At 60.7% G+C, this 25,227-nt stretch carries 18 protein-coding genes; 9 read left to right on the plus strand and 9 right to left on the minus strand.

All coding sequences use genetic code 11. The features are described from left to right. Window positions 1-2 precede the first annotated feature (2 nt). The 8 genes from gatA (at window position 3) to DSM100238_RS02785 (ending at window position 11,766) form a co-directional block, all read left to right on the plus strand. The gene (gene gatA / locus DSM100238_RS02750) at window positions 3-1,535 is read left to right on the plus strand and encodes an Asp-tRNA(Asn)/Glu-tRNA(Gln) amidotransferase subunit GatA (RefSeq protein ID WP_167511017.1); all 1,533 of its coding nucleotides are present in this window, start codon (window positions 3-5) and stop codon (window positions 1,533-1,535) included. A 19-nt stretch (window positions 1,536-1,554) separates the two neighbouring features. Further along, window positions 1,555-3,051 (plus strand): Asp-tRNA(Asn)/Glu-tRNA(Gln) amidotransferase subunit GatB, encoded by a 1,497-nt coding sequence (gene gatB / locus DSM100238_RS02755; RefSeq protein WP_152355222.1) that lies wholly within the window; start codon window positions 1,555-1,557, stop codon window positions 3,049-3,051. Window positions 3,052-3,523: 472 nt separating this feature from the next. Continuing rightward, entirely contained in the window at window positions 3,524-4,699 is a 1,176-nt protein-coding gene (locus DSM100238_RS02760; protein ID WP_152355223.1) for a GNAT family N-acetyltransferase, read from the plus strand. Next, window positions 4,696-5,010, plus strand: a complete 315-nt coding sequence (locus DSM100238_RS02765; RefSeq protein ID WP_152355224.1) for a DUF2469 domain-containing protein — start codon at window positions 4,696-4,698, stop codon at window positions 5,008-5,010. Before DSM100238_RS02760 ends, DSM100238_RS02765 begins: the two co-directional genes overlap by 4 nt. Before the next feature lie 147 nt (window positions 5,011-5,157). After that, window positions 5,158-6,747, plus strand: a complete 1,590-nt coding sequence (locus DSM100238_RS02770; RefSeq protein ID WP_152355225.1) for an NAD(P)/FAD-dependent oxidoreductase — start codon at window positions 5,158-5,160, stop codon at window positions 6,745-6,747. A 255-nt stretch (window positions 6,748-7,002) separates the two neighbouring features. Then, window positions 7,003-8,982, plus strand: a complete 1,980-nt coding sequence (rho, locus tag DSM100238_RS02775; protein WP_152355226.1) for a transcription termination factor Rho — start codon at window positions 7,003-7,005, stop codon at window positions 8,980-8,982. A gap of 251 nt (window positions 8,983-9,233) precedes the next feature. After that, window positions 9,234-9,626 (plus strand): chorismate mutase, encoded by a 393-nt coding sequence (locus tag DSM100238_RS02780; protein WP_152355227.1) that lies wholly within the window; start codon window positions 9,234-9,236, stop codon window positions 9,624-9,626. A gap of 91 nt (window positions 9,627-9,717) precedes the next feature. Next, the gene (locus tag DSM100238_RS02785; protein ID WP_152355228.1) at window positions 9,718-11,766 is read left to right on the plus strand and encodes a hypothetical protein; all 2,049 of its coding nucleotides are present in this window, start codon (window positions 9,718-9,720) and stop codon (window positions 11,764-11,766) included. 90 nt (window positions 11,767-11,856) lie between these two features. Here the strand turns inward: DSM100238_RS02785 and valS are convergent, their stop codons facing one another. From valS to DSM100238_RS02815, 5 genes are all read right to left on the minus strand, one after another. Further along, window positions 11,857-14,640, minus strand: a complete 2,784-nt coding sequence (valS, locus tag DSM100238_RS02790; protein WP_152355229.1) for a valine--tRNA ligase — start codon at window positions 14,638-14,640, stop codon at window positions 11,857-11,859. Between the two features lie 198 nt (window positions 14,641-14,838). Beyond that, window positions 14,839-16,401, minus strand: coding sequence for an ABC transporter substrate-binding protein (locus DSM100238_RS02795; RefSeq protein WP_152355230.1), 1,563 nt, complete (start codon window positions 16,399-16,401; stop codon window positions 14,839-14,841). 88 nt (window positions 16,402-16,489) lie between these two features. Beyond that, window positions 16,490-17,101, minus strand: coding sequence for a hypothetical protein (locus DSM100238_RS02800; protein ID WP_167510999.1), 612 nt, complete (start codon window positions 17,099-17,101; stop codon window positions 16,490-16,492). Beyond that, entirely contained in the window at window positions 17,031-17,699 is a 669-nt protein-coding gene (nth, locus tag DSM100238_RS02805) for an endonuclease III (RefSeq protein ID WP_152355383.1), read from the minus strand. The genes DSM100238_RS02800 and nth overlap by 71 nt, the downstream gene beginning before the upstream one ends. Window positions 17,700-17,921: 222 nt before the next feature. Next, window positions 17,922-18,662 (minus strand): winged helix-turn-helix transcriptional regulator, encoded by a 741-nt coding sequence (locus DSM100238_RS02815; RefSeq protein WP_152355233.1) that lies wholly within the window; start codon window positions 18,660-18,662, stop codon window positions 17,922-17,924. 251 nt (window positions 18,663-18,913) lie between these two features. Here DSM100238_RS02815 and DSM100238_RS02820 point away from each other — a divergent pair, with 251 nt between their 5' ends. Next, window positions 18,914-19,651 carry a hypothetical protein gene (locus DSM100238_RS02820; RefSeq protein WP_152355234.1) on the plus strand — a complete coding sequence of 246 codons (738 nt, stop codon included), beginning with the start codon at window positions 18,914-18,916 and terminating at the stop codon, window positions 19,649-19,651. A 405-nt stretch (window positions 19,652-20,056) separates the two neighbouring features. Here the strand turns inward: DSM100238_RS02820 and DSM100238_RS02825 are convergent, their stop codons facing one another. The 4 genes from DSM100238_RS02825 to DSM100238_RS02840 all read right to left on the minus strand — a co-directional run bounded on the left by DSM100238_RS02825 (window position 20,057) and on the right by DSM100238_RS02840 (window position 25,157). Beyond that, a complete protein-coding gene (locus DSM100238_RS02825) occupies window positions 20,057-20,641 on the minus strand; it encodes a manganese efflux pump MntP (RefSeq protein ID WP_152355235.1) in 585 nt (194 codons plus the stop codon). Window positions 20,642-20,987: 346 nt separating this feature from the next. Beyond that, complete coding sequence (locus tag DSM100238_RS02830; protein ID WP_152355236.1) at window positions 20,988-21,485, minus strand: inorganic diphosphatase; 498 nt, start codon at window positions 21,483-21,485, stop codon at window positions 20,988-20,990. 115 nt (window positions 21,486-21,600) lie between these two features. Next, window positions 21,601-23,826 (minus strand): maltotransferase domain-containing protein, encoded by a 2,226-nt coding sequence (locus DSM100238_RS02835; RefSeq protein WP_152355237.1) that lies wholly within the window; start codon window positions 23,824-23,826, stop codon window positions 21,601-21,603. 323 nt (window positions 23,827-24,149) lie between these two features. Beyond that, complete coding sequence (locus DSM100238_RS02840; RefSeq protein WP_152355238.1) at window positions 24,150-25,157, minus strand: asparaginase; 1,008 nt, start codon at window positions 25,155-25,157, stop codon at window positions 24,150-24,152. Window positions 25,158-25,227 lie beyond the last annotated feature (70 nt).

Here is a 25,227-nt window from a genome sequence, read left to right on the forward strand (position 1 = left end):
TGATGAGCAACGCCACTGAACTCGTGAAACTGTCCGCCGCACACATGGCGGAAAAAATCCGTTCCAAAGAAGTTTCCAGCCGTGAGCTGACCCAAGCGCACCTCGATGTCATCGAAGCCGCTGAGCCGACAATCAATGCGTTCCTGCACGTCTCCGGCGAGGAGGCGCTCGCTCAAGCCGACGCCTTTGACAAGAAGCTCGCCGCGGGCGATACGGAAGGCCTGCCGGAGCTCGCCGGCGTGCCGATTGCGATCAAGGACATGATCGTCACCAAGGGCATCCCCACCACGGCGGCTTCGAAGATCCTCGAAGGATGGGTTCCGCCGTACGATGCGACCGTCATCGAGAAGATCAAGGCGGCCGGTATGCCGATTCTCGGCAAGACCAACCTTGATGAGTTCGCGCAGGGTTCTTCGACCGAGCACTCCGCGTTCGGCAACACTCACAACCCGTGGGATACGACCCGCGTGCCGGGCGGTTCCGGCGGCGGTTCCGCATCTGCGGTCGGTTCGTATGAAGCTCCGCTTGCACTCGGCACCGATACTGGCGGTTCCATCCGCCAGCCGGGCGCATTCACCGGCACGGTGGGTGTCAAGCCTACGTACGGCGGTGTGAGCCGGTATGGCGCGATCGCCATGGCGTCCTCGCTCGACCAGATCGGTCCTTGCGGACGTACCGTGCTGGACACGGCACTGCTCCACGAGGTCATCGGCGGTAACGACCGTCGTGATTCCACGTCCATCCCCGCCCCGGTCCCGCCGGTCGCCGCTGCGGCCCGTGAAGGCCTGAAGCGTGACCTCAAGGGCGTACGCGTCGGCCTGATCAAGGAAATCGGCGGTGACGGCTTCGAATCCGGTGTTGCCGCCCGGTTCAACGAGGCGGTCAAGCTGCTGGAGTCCATGGGCGCTGAAGTCAAGGAAGTCAGCCTGCCGCATCTGCCGTATTCGTTGGGCGCATACTACATCATCATGCCGTCCGAAGTCAGCTCCAACCTGGCGCGCTACGACGGTATGCGGTACGGTCTGCGCGTGATGCCGCCTGAAGGCGTGCCGCAGACTTCCGCCAATATGATGGCCTACACGCGTGAAGCCGGGTTCGGCGACGAAGTCAAGCGTCGTATCATCCTCGGCACGTACGCGCTGTCCGCCGGCTACTACGACGCCTGGTACGGTTCCGCGCAGAAGGTGCGCACTTTGGTGATCGAGGATTTCAACAAGGCCTTCGAACAGGTCGACGTGCTGGTGTCCCCAACCGCTCCGAGCACCGCGTTCCACTTCGGCGAGAAGACCAGCGACCCGCTGTCCATGTATCTGGGCGACGTGGCGACGATTCCTGCGAACATGGCTGGCGTGCCCGCCATGTCCATCCCGTGCGGCCTGTCGGACAACGGCATGCCGGTCGGCTTCCAGTTCTTTGCGCCGCAGCGTCACGACGAGGCCATGTACAAGCCCGCCGCAGCGCTTGAAGCGGCTTTGGAAGAGCAGTGGGGCGGCAATATCCTCACGAAGATGGCCACGCCGTGGCTGAACGCCTGAAACCGGAGGACGAAGACAAATGGCTGAAAAACTGATGAAATTCTCTGAAGCCGTCAAGCGGTTCGACCCGGTGATCGGCTTGGAGACCCACGTCGAACTGTGCACGAACACGAAACTGTTCTGCCCGGCGCATATTGAATTCGGCGGTGAACCGAACACCCAGCTGACCCCGGTGAGCCTTGGCCTGCCGGGAAGCTTGCCGGTGATCAACGAAACCGCGGTCGATTTCGCCATCAAGCTGGGCCTCGCCCTGCACTGCGAAATCGCCGAATGGAGCCAGTTCGCCCGCAAGAACTACTTCTACCCGGACATGCCGCGTGACTACCAGATCTCGCAGTATGACAAGCCGACCAACGGCAACGGTTACCTGGATGTCGAACTGGATGACGGCTCGATCTTCCGCGTGCCGATCGAACGTGCGCACATCGAAGACGACGCTGGCAAGAACACCCACGTGGGTGGCGCCGATGGCCGCATTGAGGGTGCTGACCATTCGCTGGTCGACTACAACCGTGCCGGTGTCCCGCTGATTGAGATCGTCACCAAGCCGATCGAAGGCGCGGGCGAGCGCGCCGCCGAAATCGCAGGCGCGTATATGCGCACCTTGCGTGATATCGTGCGCGCCCTGGGTATTTCCCACGCCCGTATGGAGCAGGGCAATATGCGTGCCGACGTCAACGTGTCGCTGCGCAACAAGCCCACCGATCCGCTGGGTACGCGTTCGGAAACAAAGAACGTGAACTCCTTCCGCGGCATCGAGAAGACCATCGTCTACGAGATCCGTCGTCAAGCCGCGCTGCTGACCGACGGTGGCGAAGTGCTGCAGGAGACCCGCCACTGGGATGAGGCCACGCAGACCACCGCCGGCGGTCGTGTCAAGACCGATGCCGACGATTACCGTTACTTCCCGGATCCTGATCTGGTGATGCTGCATATCACCAAGGAGCATATCGAGCGTATCGCCAAGGATATGCCGGAGATGCCGCGTGAGCGTCGCAACCGTCTGCAGAAGGAATGGAAGTTCTCCGATCTTGAGATGCGCGACGTGATCAACGCCGACGCGCTTGACCTGATCGAAGAGACCGTCAAGGCGGGTGCCGGTGCGTCCGGTGCGAAGAAGTGGTGGCTCGGCGAACTGTCCCGCGAAGCGAACGCACAGGGCGTTTCGCTTGAGGAACTGCCGATCACCCCTGCTGATGTCGCCGAAGTCGAGAAGCTCATCGCTTCCGGCAAGCTCAACGACAAGCTCGCGAAGAAGACCGTTGCCGGCGTGCTCGCCGGCGAAGGCACTCCGGACGAGGTCGTCAAGAAGCACGGCTACGAGGTCGTCCAGGATACGGGTGCGCTCGAAGCCGCGGTCGACCAGGCGCTCGCCGACAATCCGGACATCGTTGAGAAGCTCAAGAGCGGCAATATGAAGCCGATGGGCGCGATCATCGGTGCCGTGATGCGTGCGACGAAGGGTCAGGCTGACGCCAAGGCGGTCAGTGGACTGGTCATGAAGAAGCTGCACTGACCGGTTGACCCGGGCGGCTGTGTCGCGTGATTGCACGGCGTGACCGTCAGACGGTTGCCGTATCAAATCGCCGACATTGCCGCCGTGACAGAATGTGCGACCTGCCAAGCAGGACAGCCCCGCAGAACCAACGCTCTGCGGGGCTGTTGTATTCGGCGTGCACCTTCTGTTTCTGCCGACGTTGGGTGCGGCGTTAGTGTCGGCAGAGGGTTGTTCTTCTGTTTCTGCCGACGCTGGGGTGACGCTCAGCGTCGGCAGAAGGCGGAGCGGACGCTGGGGCATGGCGAGTCGATCCATAGCGCGTCGAAGGTATCCGTTCGGGGGTATGATACATCCGGTCCATGGCGTGTCGGGGGCATCACGGGGACTGGTATTCGCATGTTCCGTACAGGTCTGCGTGAAATCCTTCAACTTTGTTGCGCAGCTCGGTAGAATGGGACCGTATTGGTAACGCTTATGAGGATGAAAGCGAATGTCTGAACAAACACAGTCAGTGGCGGATGGCACGGTCAATGATGCGGTCACCGGTGATGATCGCCGTGAATTGCCTGCCCAGATCACCATTCCCGAAATCCGTGGGGAGATGGTGCATCTGCGCCCGGCAAGTCTTGAGGATCTCGAGCGCCTCGACCGGCTTGACGCGTTCTACAATGCATCCGGCATCACCGGCAAGGACCGCGAATCCGAACGTGCGGCGGTCAACGCATGGGTGCGTCGTTCCGTAGCATGGGCGCAGGGCCGCGCATCCGTGGACTGCGGCGTGGCGGATCCCGAATCGCGCCCCACCATCGCATGGGCGATTCTGACCGATGCCGACCGCGACGGCGACGGTGTCATCGACGCTGAGGCGACAGACAATGTCATCGGCATGATTTTCCTGATCGATATCGACGGATGGTCCCGCTCCGCCAGAATCCAAGTGGTGCTTGGCAAAGATTACCGTGGCCGCGGCTATTCGCGCGACGCGATGCCGCGTGTGATGACCTTCGGTTTTGCACCGAGGCCGGTCGGCTTGGGCATGCACCGCATCTGGGTCGCGGTGCCGGAGAAGAACACGCGCTCGCTGTCGGTATATCAGTCTCTTGGATTCATCCCTTCCGGCACGTCACGCGATGCGTTGTGGGACGCCGAGAACAACAAGTATCAGGATCTCATCGTTATGGACATGCTGACGGACGAATACGATCCGATCCGTTCGCTCGAGGTCTTCGGCATGCATGTGTTCGAAGACAATCCGGGTGTCAAGGAAGCGTTGTGCGCGCGTGAGCATTCGCTGGCGATTCGCAAGCGTGAACACCCCGCTGATGGCGTCGATCACGCATCGGACACAGCCGTTACAAGCGAGCGGCACCTTGACCAGAGCGATCAGAAGGTGAAGCAAGCGCATGCCCAGGCACCGGATACGATTGGCGAAACCGGCGCGTCGGAAGATGATGCTTCGCATGACGGTTCCGATCGTGCGGCTGCCGACCCGTCTCATGAAGAAACCGATGCTGATGAGCGCGCGTCCGCGGGAGCGCCTGGCCATCAGACGCTGGACGGTGAGGGGAATTGGCCGCACAGCTCGCACGACCGTCAACCGTCCAAACAGGCGTGGTGGCGCACCATCGGTCGTAAGCGTGAGCGTAGGACGGAGGAGGGCGCATGAGCGCGGAAGATCTTGACAATTACGAGACGGATGCCGAACTCGCCCTGTACCGGGAGTATCGGGATGTCATCAAGCTGTTCACCTACGTCGTTGAGACGGAACGCCGGTTCTATCTGGCGAACAAAGTCGATTTCAACGTGCGTTCCGCTGGGCAGGACGTGTATTTTGACGTGCAATTGACAGATGCGTGGGTATGGGATATCTATCGTTCTTCCCGATTCGTCAAAAGCGTACGGATCGTCACCTTCAAAGATGTGAATGTCGAAGAGGTCCAGAAAACCGATATCGATATTCCGGATTCGTTGACCTGACGCGGTTCATGCGGCTCCCCGCCGTTTGGTGGCGGGGAGTGCTAGCATGACATACGGTTTATTCGTGTACCTTTTCGGCTTCGGCGTCCATGATGCGCCGAATCATGTAGAGTTTCACTGATTTGTTGTGTTATCCAGGAGGTCATTGTGGCACAGAAACAGTCTGTCGTGATTATCGGCGGCGGTCCCGCCGGTCTTACCGCCGCGTGGGAACTGGTGAAAAAAGGCGGCGCCGAGCAGTACGACGTGACAGTGCTTGAAGAGACCGGGGAGTTCGGCGGCATTTCGCGTACCGTGAAGCACAACGGCAACCGTATGGATATCGGCGGCCACCGTTTCTTCTCGAAGGACGACCGCATCATGGATTGGTGGAAGGACGTGCTGCCGCTCCAGGGCGCCCCGTCCTATGACGACAAGAAGCTCGGCCGTCATCATGATTTGGAACCGGGCGGGCCGGATCCGGAGAAAGAAGACAAGGTGATGCTCAAGCGTCACCGTGTGTCCCGTATTTTCTGGAATCAGCATTTCTTCGAGTACCCGATTTCCCTGTCTGCCAATACGCTCAAGGCCATGGGCTTCAAGCTCACCATGGTCGCCGGCTTCAGCTATCTGAAATCCGTATTCCACAAGCTGCCGGAAACGAACCTTGAAAACTTCTACATCAATCGTTTCGGCCGCAAACTGTATTCGATGTTCTTCGAAGGGTATACCGAGAAGCTGTGGGGGCGTCACCCGAGCCAGATTTCCGCTGACTGGGGTTCGCAGCGCGTCAAGGGCCTGAGCATCATGGGCGTGCTCAAGAACGCGTTCCAGAAGCTCCTGCCGAAGAAGCGTGATTCGAAGGAAGTCGAGACTTCCCTGATTGAAGAGTTCTGGTACCCGAAGTTCGGCCCGGGCCAGTTGTGGGAGACGGTCGAGCATAATTGTGAGCAGGCTGGGGCGAAGGTCATCACCAACGCCAAGGTGGTCGAAGTACGTCAGGAAGGCGGCAAGATCGCGTCCGTCATCTACGTCGATCATGAGGGCAATCGCACCGAGCTGAAAGCCGACCAGTTCATTTCGTCCATGCCGGTCAAGGATTTGATCAATGCGGTGGACGAGTCGGACAAGCCTGCGCCGAAGGACATCACAGCGATCGCCAATGGTCTGCCGTACCGTGATTTCGTGACTGTCGGCCTGCTGGTCAAGCATCTTCGCTTGAAGAACACGACCGATATCCCCACGCTCGGCAACCCGCCGATTGTGCCGGATTGCTGGATTTACGTGCAGGATCCGGGCTATAAGGTCGGCCGCATCCAGGTATTCAACAACTGGAGCCCGTACCTGGTCAAGGATGTTGACGACACCGTGTGGATCGGTCTTGAATACTTCTGCAAAGAAGGCGACGATTTTTGGAATATGACCGATGAGGAGGCCACAAAGTTCGCCATCGAGGAAATGACCCGCATGCGCGTGATCAACGGCCCGCAGGATGTACTGGATTCGCATCGTGAGCGTGTCAAGAAGGCGTATCCTGCGTACTTCGACACTTACGCGCAAATGCCGGAGCTCGTCGAATACCTTGATTCCTTCGGCAACCTGTATTGTGTGGGCCGGAACGGCCAGCACCGGTACAACAACATGGATCATTCCATGGCCACGGCGATCGAGGCGGTCAACAACATCAAGACCGGCAAGACGTCGAAGAAGAACGTGTGGTCGGTGAATACCGACAAGTCCTATCACGAGCAGAAGTAGCGGCAACCGCGAGCATTGCTGACAGCCCGCCTTCCCGTCATCGGGTCGGCGGGCTGTTTGATTCACATGGCGGCAAAGCGCGTCACCATAGGTGGCGGTGTGTTGCGCCGGTCGCGGCTGCGTTGTACAGTAATGAAAGTTCGGTCGGGTCTGAAGACCGTGGTCATCGAACGTTTCATCGCGGTTTTTCCGCATCTTGTCATACAGCTCGCCGTCGTAGCGTCGGTAGAAGCCACAGAAAGGCAACATTAGGCAATGAGCCAAAATCTTGAGGATATGAAGCTGCCCGAGCTCAGGGAGCTCGCCAAGCAGATGGGTCTGCGTGGCACGTCAACCATGCGTAAGCCCCAGCTGCTCGCAACGTTGCAGGCGGCTCGCACTGGAGGGCAGGCGCCGGCCGGGGTTACGGTGCGTGTGGCGAAGCCGGTGAAGAAGACCGCCGCTTCGGAACAATCGCAAGCGCAGCCGACAGTTGCGGCGAAAGCATCCAAATCCGAGTCTGAGCCGGCTTTCAAGCCGGCAGCCGAGAGTGCTCAGCCGGTGGCACACACCGAGCGCAGGCCGTTGCGCGTCCCGCCGATTGCCCATACCGAGGCGATTTCCTCGATGGAAGGTGAATTGCAAATGTCGCGCGTGCATGAGCGCCGCAATCATCGTCGCGGCGGTGAGTCCGGGGGCTCGTCTCTGCTCGACCAGCTTGATCTTGACAGCAGCGAAGGCATGCGCACCCGCCGTCGTGGCAGTGACCATGGTGAGATTCGCCGTCGTGGGGGTCGTGCGGATTCAACCGTGCAGGAACGTGAGGAAGAAGCCGTGCGGGATCTTGACGATATTCTCGCAAGCCTTCCGGCGCAGAAGAACGAGGAACATGCCGGTGACGATCGCGCATTCGGTCGCCGTCGTGGAACCGGTCGCAACGACCGTATCGAGCGCAATGATCGTGCGGAACGCAATGAACGAACCGAGCGTGGCGAGCATTCCGACCGGTCTGATCGCAACGACCGCTCCGAGCGCAATGACCGCAGGAACGGCAATCGTCGCTTGCGCGGCCGCGATCTTGACGAACGTCGTGGCGAAGAGCAGAATGAGGAACTCGTCCCGGTCGCCGGCATCGTCGATGTGCTGGATTCGTATGCGTTCATCCGCACGTCGGGCTATCTGCCCGGCCCGAATGACGTATACGTTTCCATGGGACAAGTGAAGAAATACGGTCTTCGCAAGGGAGACGCCGTGCAAGGCACGATTCGCACCCCGCGCGAAGGCGACCGGCGCAACCAGCGGCAGAAATTCGTGCCGTTGCAGGCGATCAGCAGCATCAACGGCATGAGTGTCGACGAGGCTGCGAACCGTCCGCAGTTCGCCAAGCTCACCCCGCTGTACCCGCAGGAGCGGCTCCGTCAGGAAACCACGCCGAATAAGCTGATCGGCCGAATCATCGACCTGGTCGCCCCCATCGGCAAGGGCCAGCGCGGTCTGATCGTCTCCCCGCCGAAGGCCGGCAAGACCATCACCCTGCAAGCCATCGCGAATGCGATTACCGTGAACAACCCGGAAGTCCATCTCATGGTCGTGCTGGTGGACGAGCGCCCTGAAGAGGTCACGGATATGGAGCGGACTGTGCAAGGCGAAGTCATCTCTTCGACCTTCGACCGTCCGGCGAGCGATCATACGATGGTCGCCGAATTGGCGATCGAGCGCGCGAAGCGTCTGGTCGAGCTCGGTCAGGATGTCGTCGTGCTGCTGGATTCCATGACACGTCTCGCCCGCGCCTACAATATCGCGGCACCGGCGTCAGGCCGCATCCTGTCCGGTGGTGTGGATGCGCAGGCGTTGTATCCGCCGAAGAAGTTCTTCGGCGCCGCTCGCAACATCGAAAACGGCGGTTCGCTCACCATTATTTCGACCGCGCTGGTGGAAACCGGTTCGAAGATGGATGAAGTGATTTTCGAGGAGTTCAAGGGCACCGGCAACATGGAATTGCGGTTGAGCCGCGATTTGGCCGACAAGCGTATGTTCCCCGCCGTCGATATCAACGCATCCGGCACTCGCCGCGAGGAGCTGATCACTTCGCCGCAGGAACTGCCGATCATTTACCGTTTGCGTCGTCTGTTTGGCGGACTCGAACCCGAGCAGGCGTATCAGGCGTTGGTGCCGCGCTTGAAGAAGACCCCCAGCAATCGTGACTTCCTCAAGGCACTGGTGCAGCAGTCGGGTGTGGGCGCATCCTCGAACTGAGTGTCCCCGATGCTCACCCGATGCCCATCAGGCGATGACGGTATGCGCCGCATCGGCTGACCATGATGATGGCGGATTGTCCGATGATGATCCGCCATCATTGTCATGGTGGCTCGTCGGTGTCGGCAGGCGGCATCAGCGCGCCGACACCGGCGGATCCGCATCCACGCGATATCCGTGCGGGATACGCTGCCGCTGGTGGATAAACGTGAAATCGCCTTCGGTAAGGCAAGGCTGATAATCTGGACATCATGAACGATTCCGAACATGGTGATTGGCAGGACACGACCATCGATTCCCGGCAGGCGCAGGAGCATCCGGAAGTCGCACAGGCGGTGCAGAAAATCAAGGCGTTACGTCAGTCGATTGACAATGTGGACACGGCTATCGTCTCGTTGCTCGCGGAACGATTCAAATTCACCTCCGAAGTCGGCGTACTCAAGGCGCAGGCGGGATTCGCCCCTGCCGACTGGAAGCGTGAAGACGCACAAATCCAACGGCTCCACCGGGTGGCGCAGGAAGCCGGCCTCGACCCGGAAATCGCGGAGATGTACCGGGAATTCGTCGTCACGGAAGCCAAGAAGCGCCATCAACGCATCGCCGACGCCGGCGGGGATCCGGGCGTGTTGGATGTGTTCGCGTGAGTTGGGAACTCGGCGCGGACGACGTATCCGGACAAGCATCGGAGGCATGAATCCGAGACAATACCACGAAAACAAGGAGTGAACGACACTGATGACGGTGATCCGCAGCACACGGCGCGGACAGGGAAAACATCCGGGGCGCATCGCAGGCAGAGTGTGCGGCATTACCGTATCATGCGCGATGACGCTTGCCATAGCAGCCGGAGGGGCAGCTCCCGCCCACGAAGCGGAATATCCGCTCGGCACTGCCGCTGCCACGAAAACGCAGGATGTTTTCGGTATTCTGCACGCGGGGACGATTTCCGGCGAACTGTATATCGTCAACGATTTCCAGATCGACCAGTCCGGCACCATCATCGATTATGGGCTTACTGGAGCGGGTGAGCCTATTGCCACGGCGGTTGGCGGGGGAGAGCATGCCGCCGGCACGGCCGCCAACACGTTGACCAAAGTCAGCAGTGGTCTCAAAGCGATGCCTTGGACCGTACGCGTACAGTACAGTCTCAATGGGCCGAATGTTGATTCGTCGGCGGTCAGCGGAGCGAACGGCCTGGTCGGCTTGCATGTGACTGTGTCCCCGAACCCGTTGGCCGACACGGATTATGCGACGACTACAATCCCGGTCATCGCCTTCACCGTGCCGACCAAAGTCACGAGCGCGATTACGGGCAGCAGTGGCACGCTGGTCGCCCAAAACGGTACGGATATGCTGGTGGTGGCGGTCGGCAGGCCGGCGCGCACCACGTCCTTCGACTTTTTCTTCAATGCGAAGCACTGTTCGATGAGCCCGTTGGCAGTCGCCGCGGTCGAAGCTTCCGATATCGCGGAATTCAGCCGTTCCATGACCGCGCTCGCCACGCGTGCCAGCAACTTGTCGGATATCGCGATCGGCGGCGGCAAACATGATACGAAACTGCTGAACCGGCTCAAGACCATGCGTGATGAGGAGCAAGACAAGGCGACACAGGCCATCGCCGCCGCAGACCCGGCGTATCAGCAGGCGTTCCACGATTATATGGCCGCATATGTGACCTCGTACACCGGGCATTTAAGCGGTTCGATCGGCGACAGCACCCAGATGAGTGCGCTGCTCGGCACGGCAGCCGAATTGAAAGGCGATACCCCGGTGGCGCACGCCGTCGCCAAGATTTCCGATGCGACCAATGATCGCAGTGCCGCGCGATCCCATCAGGGTGCGGCTGATGCGATTGATGATGCGATCAGGCAGATCGAGTTGCGCGGAACAACCGGTTTGGCGGCGGACCTCAAACGCCAAGCGGCTTCTCAACTATCGCGCGCGGCGAAGGATTTCAAGACCGGACAGAAGATGATGCACGACGCGATGATCCCGTTTTCGATGGCCTACACCGACGCATACACACGCCATTTGAGCAAAATGACCGGAGGTACGGCGGCGGGCGCGGATGCGTACGCGAAGCAGGCCATCGAACAGACGAATGACGAGTTCGCCTCGAACAAGAACCTCACGTCTGACAATCAGAAAGTCCAAGCGGCACTGGACACGATGGCGGCGGCGAAAGCACGTGAGGGGCAGGGGAATATGCTGCTCACGTTGGCCGCGCTCATTGCGAAATCCGATGGCGATGCCTCTGGTTCGGCCAAAGACACGGCATCGGATTGGAAGACGGTGACGGCGACCGGATTGGCCTCCTACGCTTCGCAAAGGCGCGCCGGGACTCGTATCGGCAGTGGCTCTAGCGGTGGTTCTGACGGTGACTCTGACGGGGCCGACCCGGATGCTGCCGCCAGCGCACCCGCCGCTCCGCTTGCCTCCACGCGGACCTTGTATGGCCTGTCAGGGCAGACGCACGGCATTGAGACCGATATGTCGGGAACCGTGAACGATGTGGTCGCGGTGGAGACCGCCGCCGACATCATCAAGAATGCCGTGGACACGCTGACTGCAGACGGAACGTCCTCATCCGCCGCGTTGACACGGGCGATCGCCGAAGCGCGAACTGCCGTGTCGAAAGCGTCAACATCCGGTGGCACTCGACCTGAGGCGGATGCCACCGAGGCTTCGCGTATCGGGCGTCAGGGGGCTTCGCGAGATGTAGTGACCCCGGTCAATACGCATACCACAGGCGCACGGTTCCTGATGGTCACCGACGGGCTGTGATCCCACCCCCCCGATACGCAAACTGGTTACGCTGAGCGGTTGCCCAGCGTAACCAGTTTGCGTATCAGGAGCGAAAAGGAATGCCTGCTGTTACTTGCGCGGTTTCTTGGCAGGCGGTTCGCCCAGTTCGCTGTCCTTGACGATGACGGCGACCGCGGCATCAGCCTCGTTCTTCGCGTCTTCCGCAGCGCTCTTGGCTGCGGCGGCAACCTGCTTGACGGCCTTGATTGCAGCGCCGGCACGAACCAGCGTGATATTGCCGACCACACGTCCCGCCTCGGCGATGTCGCCAAGCGTGGACTTGATGGAATCAGCGGCATCATCCACCGCGTCAAGCGTGACAGACAGAATCGGCGTCTTCATCGAGACTTTCGCCTCGGACTTGATCTTACGCAGCGCAGCCAGCGCCTCGCCGGCATACGTCAGCACGTCCGGGGAGACCTTGAACGCCGCCTGCTCAAACGGTTCCGGCTTCGGCCATGCAGCGCGATGCACGGAGCCTTCGCCCGCATGCATCCACGACCACACCTCTTCGGTCGCGTACGGCAGGTACGGGGCAAGAAGGCGGGCGAAGGTGTCGAGACCAAGCCCCAGCGTGGTGCGCGCGGACTTGACCGCCGCCTCACTCGGGGTCTTGCCGGTCGAATCAGCAGTGCCATACGCACGGTTCTTCACCAGTTCGATGTAGTCATCGCAGAACTGCCAGAAGAAGCTTTCGATGACTTCGAGCGCCTTTGAATGCTCATAGGAGTCCAGCGCGTTCGTCGCTTGACGAATCACGAGCGCCATCTTCGCCATGACCGCGCGGTCGAGCGGCTCGGTCACGTCGGCGGGATTCCAATGCGCGACGGCTGGGGCGCCGACATGATGGTTCTCGTCCTCACGGCCGATGGCCAGCGCGAACTTCGTGGCGTTGAGCAGTTTGATGGCCAGACGACGGCCGATCTTCATCTGCCCTTCGTCATACGTGGCGTCCAAGCCAAGGCGCGCGGAAGCGGCCCAGTAGCGCACGGCGTCCGCACCGAACTGCTTGATCGGCTTGTTCGGCACAACGACATTGCCCTTGGACTTCGACATCTTCTTGTGGTCCGGGTCGAGAATCCAGCCGGACAGGGTGGCGTTCGCCCACGGCAGGCAATGGTTTTCGAGATGCGCGCGGTCGATGGAGCTGAACAGCCAGGTGCGAATGATGTCCTGGCCCTGCGGACGCAGATCCATTGGGAAGGTCGCCTTGAACAGCGCTTCGTTCTCCTCGCCGGGTTCCGCCCAGTGGGTCACGATTTGCGGTGTCAGGGAGGACGTCGCCCACGTGTCCATGATGTCTTTCTCAGCGGTGAAGCCGTTCGGCTGGTCGCGCTGGGATTCGTCATAGCCGTCCGGCACGTCGTTCGTCGGGTCGATAGGCAGCTGGTCTTCACGCGGGGTGAGCGGATGCTCATAATCTGGTTCGCCGTTGGCATCGAGCGGATACCACAGCGGGAACGGCACGCCGAAGAAGCGCTGGCGGGAAATCAGCCAGTCGCCGTTGAGGCCGTTGACCCAGTTGTCGTACCGCACATGCATGAAGTCCGGGTGGAACTTCAGCTCGTTGCCGCGTTCGATGAGTTCGGCGTTGAGTTTCTTGTCCGTGCCGCCGTTCTTCAGATACCACTGGCGGGAAGTGACGATTTCGAGCGGCTTATCGCCCTTCTCGTAGAAGTTCGTCATACGGGTGGTGGGCTTCGGCTCGCCGTCCATATCGCCGGATTCACGCAGATGGTCGACGATGATCTTGCGGGCGGAGAAGGTGGTCTTGCCTTCCGTCTCCTCGAAAATCGCGCGGCCTTGCGGATCCTCGATCCAATCCGGCACGCTCATGATGATACGGCCGTTGCGCTGGATGATCGGGCGGGTCGGCAGCTTCAGGTCACGCCACCATTCGACGTCGGTCACATCGCCGAAGGTGCAGCACATCGCGATGCCCGCGCCCTTGTCCATCTCCGCCGCCGGATGCGCGAGAATCGGCACCTTGACCTTGAACAGCGGGGAGTAGACATACTGGCCGAAATACTGCTTGTATCGGTCGTCGTCGGGGTTGGCGATCAGCGCGCCGCAGGCGGCGAGCAGCTCAGGACGGGTGGTTTCGATGTAAATCGGGGTGCCGTCTTCGAAACGGAACGCGATCTTGTGATAGAAGCCGGGGTATTCGCGGCTTTCCAGCTCAGCCTGGGCGACTGCGGTCTGGAAGGTCACATCCCACAGGCCCGGAGCGTCCTTCTGATAGGCCTCGCCGCGTGCGAGATTACGCAGGAAGGCTTTCTGGGCGACGCGCTGCGGATGCTCGCCGATGGTGTGGTAGGTCTGCGACCAGTCGATGGACAGGCCGAGCGAACGCCACAACTCCTCGAACTGCTTCTCGTCTTCCTTGGTGAGACGCTCGCACAGTTCGATGAAGTTCTTGCGGCTGACCGGCACCTGGTCCTTCGCGTCGATCTTCTTGCCGTCAGTGCCTTCGAACGGCGGTTTGAAATCAGGATCGTACTTCAGCGATGTGTCCACGCGCACGCCGTAATAGTTCTGCACACGGCGTTCGGTCGGCAGGCCGTTGTCGTCCCAGCCCATCGGGTAGAAGACGTCGAAGCCTTGCATGCGCTTGAAACGGGCGATGATATCGGTGTGCGTGTAGGAGAACACGTGACCGACGTGCAAATGTCCGGAAACGGTGGGCGGCGGGGTATCGATCGAATAGACGGCCTTGCGGTCGCGGGTGTTGCGGAATTTGTAGACGCCGGATTCGTCCCACGTCTTGCGCCACTTGTCTTCGAGCCCGTCGACGCCCACCTTGTCAGGCAGCGGGGTCAGGTTCGCGGTGATGGTATTGTCCTGATCAGTCATAACCGCTAGTTTAGGGAGCGATTATGACAACAGGGGAGCGGCCTTTCGGGTGGCAAGACGGGTTGCGAGACGCTTCCGTTCGGCGCGCGTCAGCTGTGGACGCATGCCGGTTGATGACGGGCTTCGGATGGCGACGGACTCCGGCTCATATGAGTTTCCGGCTGCCGTCTGCCGGAGCCGCCGACCGTCGGGTGCCGCTCAGTGCTGCTTGCCCAGTGTGAGATCCTTGAGCGGGAGGATCTCATCGGTCAGATTCACCGGGTATCCGGTCAGCTTCGGGTTGACCGCGATGTTGATGCCCCGCTCGTACAGCCATGCGGCTGCCGCGTCCTGGCTGACGGTCTGTGCGAACGTTTTCATATGCGCGGCGTAGTCGGCATCGTTCGCCGATGCGACCGCCTGCTGGTATTCCTGCTGCGCGTTGCCGTTCTGATATTGCAGCGTGTTGTTCACGCCGTTGAACAAGTCCACATTGTCCGTGCCGCTGACGGTTATCAGCGCGAGCTTGAAATCACCGCTTGCCAGCCGCTGGTTGAGTGTCGCGTCATCGACCACCTGCATATCCGGATTGATGGTCGTCAGCGTCGAAGTGCCTTGTTTGAGATACTCGTTCAACTGCTCGCCAAGCGTCTGGTATTCCTGCGGTACCAGGAACGTCAGATCGCCGAAATACCGGGTCGAATAATAGGTGAGCATCTGCGCGGCCTTCGTCTGATCATGCGGGTAGACCCCCGTCAAGTCCTCATACCCGGGTTCCAGCGGGCCGATCGGGCCGCCGAGCGCCTGTTTCGCGTCTGTAGCTGAGGAGGCGACCGCGGCGGTATCGATCAGATAACGGAACGATTGGCGTGTGCGCAGATCCGACATCGGGGATTCCGTACCGCAATTGAAGACGAGCATCACTTTCGACGTGCTGGAGCCTTGGACCGCTTTCATGCCGGTGCGTTTGCTGATATCCGCGATGCTGGTATGCTCCAGCGGCAGTGCGAGCTCTACTTTGCCATCGGCGGCGGCTTTGATCAACGAGGATTCGTCGCCATAATAATGCAGACTGATTTGTGAGCTCGCCGCTGTACTGCTGCCCCAATATCGTTCGTTGCGTTGCAGGGTGATGGTGGCAGCGCCTTGCCGGTATGTCCTTTCGACGATGAACGGACCGCTTCCCATCGCCTGCGTCGCATAATCGGGGTTCGCTGTGCTGTCGTAGACGATGCCGGCGCGTCCCGATAGCGCACGCAGCAATGTCGCGTCAGGTTCACGAAGCGTCAACGTCACTGTGCGGGCGTCTTCGCTGGAGACGGCGGCAATGGAACCCAGCCGTTCATATCCAACATATTTGTCGCTGATGATGTGTTGAAGCGACCAGACGACATCGTCGGCGTCAAGCGTGTCGCCATTGGAGAAGGTTGTATTGGCGCGCAGGCGGAGCGTGACTGTCCGGCCGTCCTTTGACGTGGACCAGCTGTTGGCGAGCGAGGGGATGAGTCTGTTGTTCTCGTCGCGACCGATCAGCGTTTCATAGACGTTGCCCAGTAGTGCCTGTTCGACCGCCGTGCCTTGTTCGGTGCGGATATCCAATGATTTCGGGGCGTCGATGAGGCCGATGTCGATGGTTGAATTGGAGCCGATCAATCCGGTGTCGTCAAGGATCCCGCTACGCTCGGCGATGGATTTTCCGAGGATGATCAGCGCGAACAGGGCGACGACGATGGCACTGAACGCAATCCATCGTCTGAGCTCGCCCTGCTGCTTCTTCGTCATGATTCGAGTCTACCGCGAACCCCGCCGATGCGCCGCCCGTGCATACCCCCTTCGATCGGATGGTGGCGGTCTTCTGGCGGTCTTTCGGTCACCCGACGCGCTTGTCGCGCGCGGCAGAGAACAGGGCGGCGGTGCCCAAGGACCAGACAAGCATCAATAGTTCGGCGAAGACAAGTGACGGGTGCATCAGGCCGGAACATGCCCAGAATATGATGAACAGAACAACGCTCGCGGCGGCTTGCACGAGCATGGATATCGCCGCAATGGTCAAGGCGCCGCGAACACAGGTTCCCCGGGCATTGCCCTCGGTGGCGGTTTGGGGGTCGGATGTGCTGGAGTTGGCGGTTGAACGCGATGAATGCATTGAATGTGTTGAATACAGCGTCGCATTAACGGATTCGACCGCCACAAGTAGACATATCGCGGTGATAATGATGGCTGCGTTGACCAGCGGCTCGAGATTGGAAATGGCATCCCATCCCACAAACAGTGCAGGAGTGAACGTATCGCAGAAGAGCCAAGTGAAGCCGGCTGTCAGCAAGGCCAATGAAACTTGGGTAAAACCGAAGAATACTTTGTTCATATCAGCATACTTTAATACTGTCGTAACGGTTCTCTGGCTGGTATAGTCACCCGAAGGTACCGGCGCTGGGGCAGGTGTCGTTGAGGGGGCAGGCGGCGCAGTCGGGTTTGCGTGCATGGCATGTCGCCCGGCCGTGCAGGATCAGCCGGTGCGACAGATTGGTCCATTCCTCGGGCGGGAAGCACGCGGTGATTTCGCGTTCGATATGCACCGGGTCTGGGTGTGTGGTTCGCCAGTCGGTGCGCCAGCGCAAGCGGCCGGTCACACGGATCACATGCGTATCGACGGGGAAGCCCGGCACGTCGAACGCGTTGCCGAGCACCACGTTCGCGGTTTTCCGTCCGACGCCCGGCAGTGATGTCAATTCGTCCATGGTGCGCGGGACGGTGTCGCCGAACCGTTCGTGCACGTCATGCGCCATGGCGATGATATTGCGGGTTTTGGCGTGGTAGAAGCCGAGCGGCCGAATGATGTCTTCGACGTCTTCCGCCCGTGCCGCAGCCAGTTGCTCCGGTCCGGGGTAGCGCGCGAACAGCGCTGGGGTCACCGTGTTCACGCGTTTGTCAGTGGTTTGGGCGCTCAGAATCGTCGCGGTCAGCAGTTCGAAGGGGTTGGTGAAATGCAACGCACATGCCGGGGCGGGGAACTCCTCGCACAGAATCCGGTATTCATCATGCATACGTTCGAGACGATGTCGTTTGCTTTCGCTGGCCATACCCGCATGATAAGGCACGGTTGCCATCCGTCCAACCGCGGGTCGTATGCCCATGGCGGATTCGCACACTCGGCGGGGCATTGGCCGGAATAACGATGATGATTGGCGGTAATCATGCCATGGCGGCAGTGGTAGCTGCGGCGAAGGTGGCGGCAGTGGCGGCGGTGTTGCGTAAGGATTCGTCCGCACAAGGGCGGCTCGAATCAGCCTGAACAGCCGGAATCAAGCCTGGGAAGCGTTCGCCCGGGCCGCGCTGTCGTCTTTGTCATCTTCCGGCGGATCGAAACGGTAGCCGACATTGCGCACCGTGCCGATGACGTGCTCATATTCACCGCCGAGCTTGGCGCGCAGCCGTCGCACGTGGACATCCACGGTTCGCGTGCCACCGTAATAGTCGTACCCCCACACTTCCTGCAGCAGCTGGGCGCGGGTGAACACACGGCCGGGATGCTGGACCAAATATTTGAGCAGTTCGAATTCCTTATACGCCAAATCGATGGGGTGGCCGTGCAGACTGGCGGTGTACCCGTTCGTGTCGACGACCAGATCGCCGCAACGAATCAGTCCGTCCGTGTCTTGGGTGCCACCGGCGCTGGACGGAACGCCTGACGGCATGTTGCCTCGTTCCGTGACCAGTCGCAAACGACCTTCGACTTCGGCTGGTGAGGCGTTGGCGACGACCACGTCGGCGATGCCCCACTGTGAGTTGACGACGGTGAACCCGCCTTCGGTGAGGATCAGCACGATCGGTGTGGACAAACCGGAGGCGTGAATCAGACGGCACAAGGTCTTCGCCGTGGCCAGATCGTCCCTGGCATCAAGGAACAAGACGGTGCTTTCCGGCATCTTCACCAGACTCGCCGCATCCATCGGCAGCACGCGCACCCTATGCGAGAGCAGCGCGAGCGACGGCAATACGGATGCGGGGTCACTGGCAGAGGTCATCAACGTCAAATCAGTCATGTTGCAGCCCTCCGGTCGAATTACGGTTTTCACATAGTTTACAGCTGTAATGTTATGGCAACCCAGATGATCAGGAGCAGTGCTTCCATATGGCAGAGTATGGGCAAGAGCGCGGCTACAATGTGTTAGGAACCTGTCATGGCGTCACATGCCGGTAACATGCCCATAACATGATTGCGGGTTTCGCGGCTGCGCGATTCGCATGGCACCGTGCTGCAGCAGGTCAGCCCCTCGGCGGAAGGAATGGACTTATGGAACAACAGACACAATCCGACAGCACCCTCCCGAGCCGGTCGTACCGCGGTGTGCTCGCCGTGCAGATCATCGCGCTGGTCCTGCTGGTCGGCGCCGGTCTGCTCGGCCAGTTCGCGTTGTTCTTGGAAGTCCCGCTGTGCATCGCGGCGATGGTGGCGTTCACCGTGTTCTGGCCGTTCCGCGGCACGTGGATCGACCGGTTGCTCGGCGTACTCGCAGGGCTGGTTTCGTTCGTGTTCGCATTCAACGCGCTGGGCAGTGGGGTGCTGTATCCCCCGCTGCGTGTGACCGGCAAGCTGGCTGTCGCCGCAAGCCCGCTGATTCGTTGGGCTTGTGTGTACGTGATGCTGCTCGCATTGTTTACGGTTATCGGGTTCGCTCGTCAGATGGCGCGTAAAGAGCGTACCAATCTGCTGCGCTCGCTGTCGCAGAGCCTGACCGGTGTGGTGGCGATGGCGAGTATGCCGGGCTGGTTGTTCATTTCGGTTGTCGCATCCACTCGCCCATTTGGCGGTCCGCGGTTCTGGGCGGCTGACGCGGTGTGCGTGGTTGCGTTGGCGTTGGTGGTGTTGATGGTGATTGCGTCGCGGTTCTGGCTGAAGGATTTCGATCCAGATCCAGCCGTGCCTGCCCCGTGGATCGGGATTGCACTGCTTCCGGTGATGCTGCTGGGGCTGGTGTCGTTCGCGGCGACGCTGGCGTTGCTGCTGTGCCAGTTTGGTGTTGCAGGCTGATGTTCCGCGGCCGTACATCTTGCGTTTCACGACTTTGATTGCCGTAGCGCCATTGCCGCGGCGGGATTGAGGGGTCCCGGCTGCTTCGAGATGGATTCGCAACGTGCGGTTGCCAGGGTATCTCTAGGGCGGATTCTCCCAATTTCCGTGGTATTTCGGGCAAGATGACGTACATGCATCCCCACATGCCCGGGGCCGCGTGGGGACTGTTCCGGCGTCTCGCAGATGTGACCGCTTCGCCGACATCCCGGGCTGTCTGCGCCGCAGAATCACACGATTGGAAATGCATGTGCCACAATCTGCGGCAGCAGCCGTATCATTTCGGATATCCTGCGCGCGATGCTCGCCGGGAACTCGGAGATGCGGCGCTATCTGCCCATCGTCCGTCGCTGCGGGTACCGCCCGCTACCAGGCGATGACGCCGAGATGCTCGAGCAGCACCTTGATACCGATCAGCATCAAAATCACGCCGCCCGCAATCTGCGCAGGCTTCTGCCATTTGGCACCGAACGCGTGGCCAATATGCAGGCCGGCGGCGGAGAACGCGCCGGTCACCACACCGATGATCAACACCGACGACACGATATTCACCTTCATGAACGCGAAACTCACGCCGATGGCGAACGCGTCGATGCTGCAAGCCACGGCAAGCGGCAGCATGTGCCGCCAATCAAACTGAGGCGTCTCGCGCGCGTTCTCGTCATCCTCCTCGAACGCTTCCCGGATCATATTGCCGCCGATCAGCGCGAGCAGTCCGAAGATAATCCAATGATCCACAGCGGTCACATAGTTGCTGAAGGTACCGGCCACCAGATATCCCAGCAGTGGAAACAGCGCCTGGAACCCGCCGAACCATAGGGCGGTTTTCAGCGCGTCCAACGGGCGTACCCGGCGCACGGTCAAACCTTTGCCGATGGAGACGGCGAACGCGTCCATCGAAACCGAAAGCGCGATAAGAAGAATGCCAACCAGGGAAGTGCTTGATGTCATAGTCACTACATGGGTTCATCCGCGGCGCGGATGGGCCTCGACGGTGTGCCGCCTACGCCTTACGGTCCGACATTGCGACTGCCGGCGTAGAGCGGCTTTGAATTCGCATGAATCTGTTCGCATGTCGAAATTACCCAGTCAAGTATAGTCGTTTGCCGCGGAAAGACAACCGCGGATGATGCGGATGGGCTCAACGGCACAGATCACGCGTGCGGAGGCACACGAAAGGGGCCGCCCCAATCGGGACGACCCCTTTGCGTCGAATATGTACGGAGCTCGATTTGGGCGCGGTCCTGGCGATTGCTATCAAGCCTTAGACGTCAAGCCGAAAACCGAACCCGCCACGTCACTTGGCTTCGGAAGCGGCGAGACGCTCGCGCGCAGCCTTGATCTCAGCCTCGGCCTTGTCGGCGCCAGCCCAGAAATCTCCCGGCTTGACTTCCTTGCCTGGCTCCAGAGCCTTGTACTGCTCGAAGAAGTGCTTGATTTCGGCCTTGTGATATTCGTTGACATCGTCGACGTCCTTGATGTCGTCGAAACGCACGTCGGCAGGCACGCACAGCACCTTGTCGTCGCCGCCCGCCTCGTCAACCATGTGGTACAGGCCGACGGCGCGGCACTCGACCACGCAGCCCGGGAACACGGAATTCGGGATCATCACGAGCGCGTCCAGCGGATCGCCGTCCTCACCCAGCGTGCCGTCGATGTAGCCGTAGTCATCCGGGTAGCCCATAGCGGTGAACAGCGTACGATCCAGGAAGATGCGGCCAGTCTCATGGTCCACTTCATACTTGTTCTTGGAACCGCGCGGAATCTCCACAACGACATTGAAGGTTTCTGCCATTTCGAATCTCCTTGATAGACAGCAGGATTTCCGTTATTCAGGATACTCGGTACCCGGCACGTATGCCATGCGAGGCGGATTGCGCCGTCTATCGGGTGTCGAACGCCTCGTCGAATTACCGCTTGACGCTCAACACGTGCGCGACGTCCGCCCACGGGGCGAGAGAGACGTAGTTGTCGTTCGTCCACGTGAACGTGCGGCCGGTCAGCTCGTCCACCACAGTGAACGGCTCGCCGGCGGGCAGGCCGAATGCGGTCGGATCGAGACGGATCATGGACTGGTGCGCCTCATGGCCGTCAAGGTTCACGACCACAATCAGCGTGTCCGGTTTGCCATCAGCCGTGAGCTCGGCGGGCGTGTGACGGGCGAACGCGAGAATATTCGCATCCGGGCTGTCCAGAATCGTCAGATTATGGTAGCTGCGCACTGCCGGGTGACGCTTGCGGATCGCGTTGAGCGATGTCAGCAGCTCGGCGATACCGTACTTGCCGGCCTGGCTCCAGTCGCGCACACGGATCTCGTATTCCTCGGGATTCTCAGGTGTTTGCGTGCCCGGCTGCTGCTTGTTCTCCACCAGCTCATAACCGCTGGCAATGCCCCAGCTCGGCACACCCGTCGCGGCGAGTACCGCGCGGATCGCGTAGCCGGCGATGCCGTTATCGCGCAGATAATCGGTGAGAATGCGATGCGTGGACGGCCAGAACGTGTCATGCTGCGTGTACGCGGCGTCGCTGTTCGCCTCGAACAGGTACTCTTCCAGCTCGCGTTTGGTATTGCGCCACGGGAAGTAGCAGTCCGACTGGGTGAAGCCGGCGCGGCTCAGCGCGCCCATCATCGCGGGGGCGGTGAAGGATTCGGCGAGGAACAGCACCTCCGGGTGTACGTGGCGGGTCCGTTCAATGATCTGTTGCCAAACCTGCGCCGGCCAGCGGTACGGTTCGACCGCGCGGAAAGCCGTCACACCGGCCTTCACCCACACATCCAAGGTGCGGACGATCGCCTTGACAATGCCGTCAGAATCGGCATCGAAGTCAAGCGGGAGCATGTCCTTGCGCTCTGATTGCAGATCGAACGGATTGAGCGGATCGGCAGGTGTGCCATCAGACTTGCGGCGCACCCACTGCGGATGCTCGGCAATCCACGGATTATCAGGTGAAACGAACAATGACACATCCAGCGCCACCTCAAGACCCAGCTCATGGGCTTTCGCGGTGAACGCACGGACATCATCCATCGTGCCGAGCGCCGGATCGACGCTGTCCGCAGCACCCTCAGCCGAGCCGACAGCGTACGGGGAGCCCGGATCATGAGCGCCCGCATGGGCGGCACCGTTGCGGCCGCGACGCCCGGTCACGCCGATCGGGCTGATCGGAGGCAAGCACACCGTGTCGAAGCCTTCAGCTGCGGCACGCTCAAGACCGGACACAGCTGTGGCAAGGGTACCGGGGCGTGTGAAGCCGGCCGCATCATCGTCTGTTGCGCCCTCGGAACGCGGGAAGAAATCATACCAAGCGGTGAAACTGGAAGCCGGACGTTCCACACGGAAGGTGCGCGGCTCGCTGTCGGATACGCCGTCCCGGAGCGGTTTGACCGTATGCAGGGCGGTGACCTTATCGATTGTTGCTGCCGAGAAGCGTTCCGCGACCGAGAGCTGACGGTCGGCCAGCGTGTCGGCGGCTTTCTTCAGTGCGCTGCGCTCGCCGGCGGTCAGATGTGCGTCATGGGTCGAAGCCCAGCGGCGCAGCAGTGAGGCGCCGGCATCGAGGGCGTTTTCGACGTCTTCGCGTGTGTCGATGGCGTTGCGTGCTTGCTTGAGCCATGTAGCATACGGGTCAAGCCACGCCTCGATGCTGACCGTCCACTCGCCGAGCTGGCGTTTGACCGCCGACCAGCCGGACTGCCACGGGCGGATATCGCTTGGCTCGCCGGCCTGCACGTCGGTTTCCCAACGGCTGAGTCCCGGGTTGGTGCAGGTCATGGTTCGGCGCATGGTTTCTTTGCCGCGCGGATTGCGCACGATTGCGGTTGCGGCGAGCGTCAGCCCCTGCTCGGCGGCGAGTTGCGCGCTGACGTGGAATTGTTCGCCGAGTTCGACGCGTGGAGTCGTTTCGCCATGCGGAGTGATGTCGAAGATGGCGATGCGACCGAATCCGGAGGATGCGGTGCGTGTCGAGGCCGTTGCGGATGCGGTGGCGGTTGCGGATGCGGTGGTTTTGCGCCGAACCGTGCGCTTGCGTGTCGTGCTGTTGGAGGTTGTTGATGTCTTGGCTGTCTTTGTCTGTGTGGCTGTCTTCGCTGTCGTCGCTGCAGCGGTGTTCATTGTCTTTGCATGTTCGGTCATACCGCCATTGTATGGGCAAAATCGTTACAGGTGAATGATTGACAAGCGAGAAACGCAGGAGTTTCCCTGAAATTCAGGCTCTGTTCCGTCCGTTGCGCCGCTTCCTGGCGCCCCGTCGTCCTCTGCCTCTGCCGACGCTGAGGGCGTCGTGAGTGTCGGCAGAGGGGGTTGATTCTGCTTCTGCCGACGGTGAGTGTGCCGTGAGTGTCGGTGGAGGGTTTGACCGACACTGAGGAGGATGTGAGCGTCGGTGGAGGGTTTTGATTCTGCTTCTGCCGACGCTGGGAGGCATGTCAGTGTCGGCAGAAACAGAGAAGGGGCGCTTAGTCGTTCTGCACGGTGATTTCACCAGCGATGGAACGGCCCATCCACGCGGAAAGCTCGGTTCCGGTCAGTCCTTGCGACAACAGGAAGATGATTTTCGCGTATGCGGCCTCGAGCGTCATATCGCCAGTGCCGACCGCGCCGGCTTTTGCGATGGCGTCACCGGTTTCGTACCTGCCGAGGAGCACATTCGCCTGCTCGCATTGCGATGCGACAATCACGGGGACTCCCGCGTCGAGTGCGTTCGCGATAACATCAGTGAATCCAGGCTCAAGACTGGGGATGTTGCCGACACCGTAGGCGCGCAGCAATACCGCCTCAGGCAAAGGATTGAGCATGGCGGCGAGCCGGTCGGCACTCATGCCGGGCACCGTGTCGATCACCGCCACATCATGCCGCGTGTATGGTTTGGGGGTCGGCCAGCCTTCGCCTGGATTGTCGAACGATTCCCACTGCCACGGCGTGCCCGTACACGCGAGCATGCCGGTGGACGGCGAGTTGAATCCCTCGAACGCCCAGCTGGAGGCTTTGGTCACGCGATTGCCGGCGAACAGGTGATGACCGAAGAACAGTGACACACCGGTGGCGCGCCCGCTCAGCGCGGCGTTCAGTGCGCCGGTCACGTTCGCGGTCGCATCGGATTCGATTTTGCCCAGCGGATGCTGTGATCCAGTGAAAATCACTGGTTTGCCGAAACCGGTGAGCGCGTAAGACAACGCCGCCGAAGAGTAGCTCATCGTGTCGGTGCCGTGCAGCACGACAAACGCGTCTGCCTCCTCACGGTGGGCATACAGGTCGTCAATCATCGACTGCCAGTTGTCAGGGGTCGCGTTTGACGAGTCAATCAGCGGGTCAAGTTCGGTGAGGGTAACATCCCCATCGCTCAGCTCGTCGCTTTCCCCGAGCAAGCGGCGCAGCCATCCGCGCATGTCGGCGCCGGGGACGAGCCCATGGTCGGATTCGACCATGCCAATCGTTCCGCCGGTATAGGTGATATGAATACGCATCCTGTCTCCTTGCGGTTCTGCCGTGTTCTTCGAGTATCCTACGCTTCGGTTGCGGGGGATGATTCCGATT

This window comes from Bifidobacterium apri (assembly GCF_009299485.1).
In the GTDB taxonomy this organism is placed as follows: Bacteria; Actinomycetota; Actinomycetes; order Actinomycetales; family Bifidobacteriaceae; genus Bifidobacterium; species Bifidobacterium apri.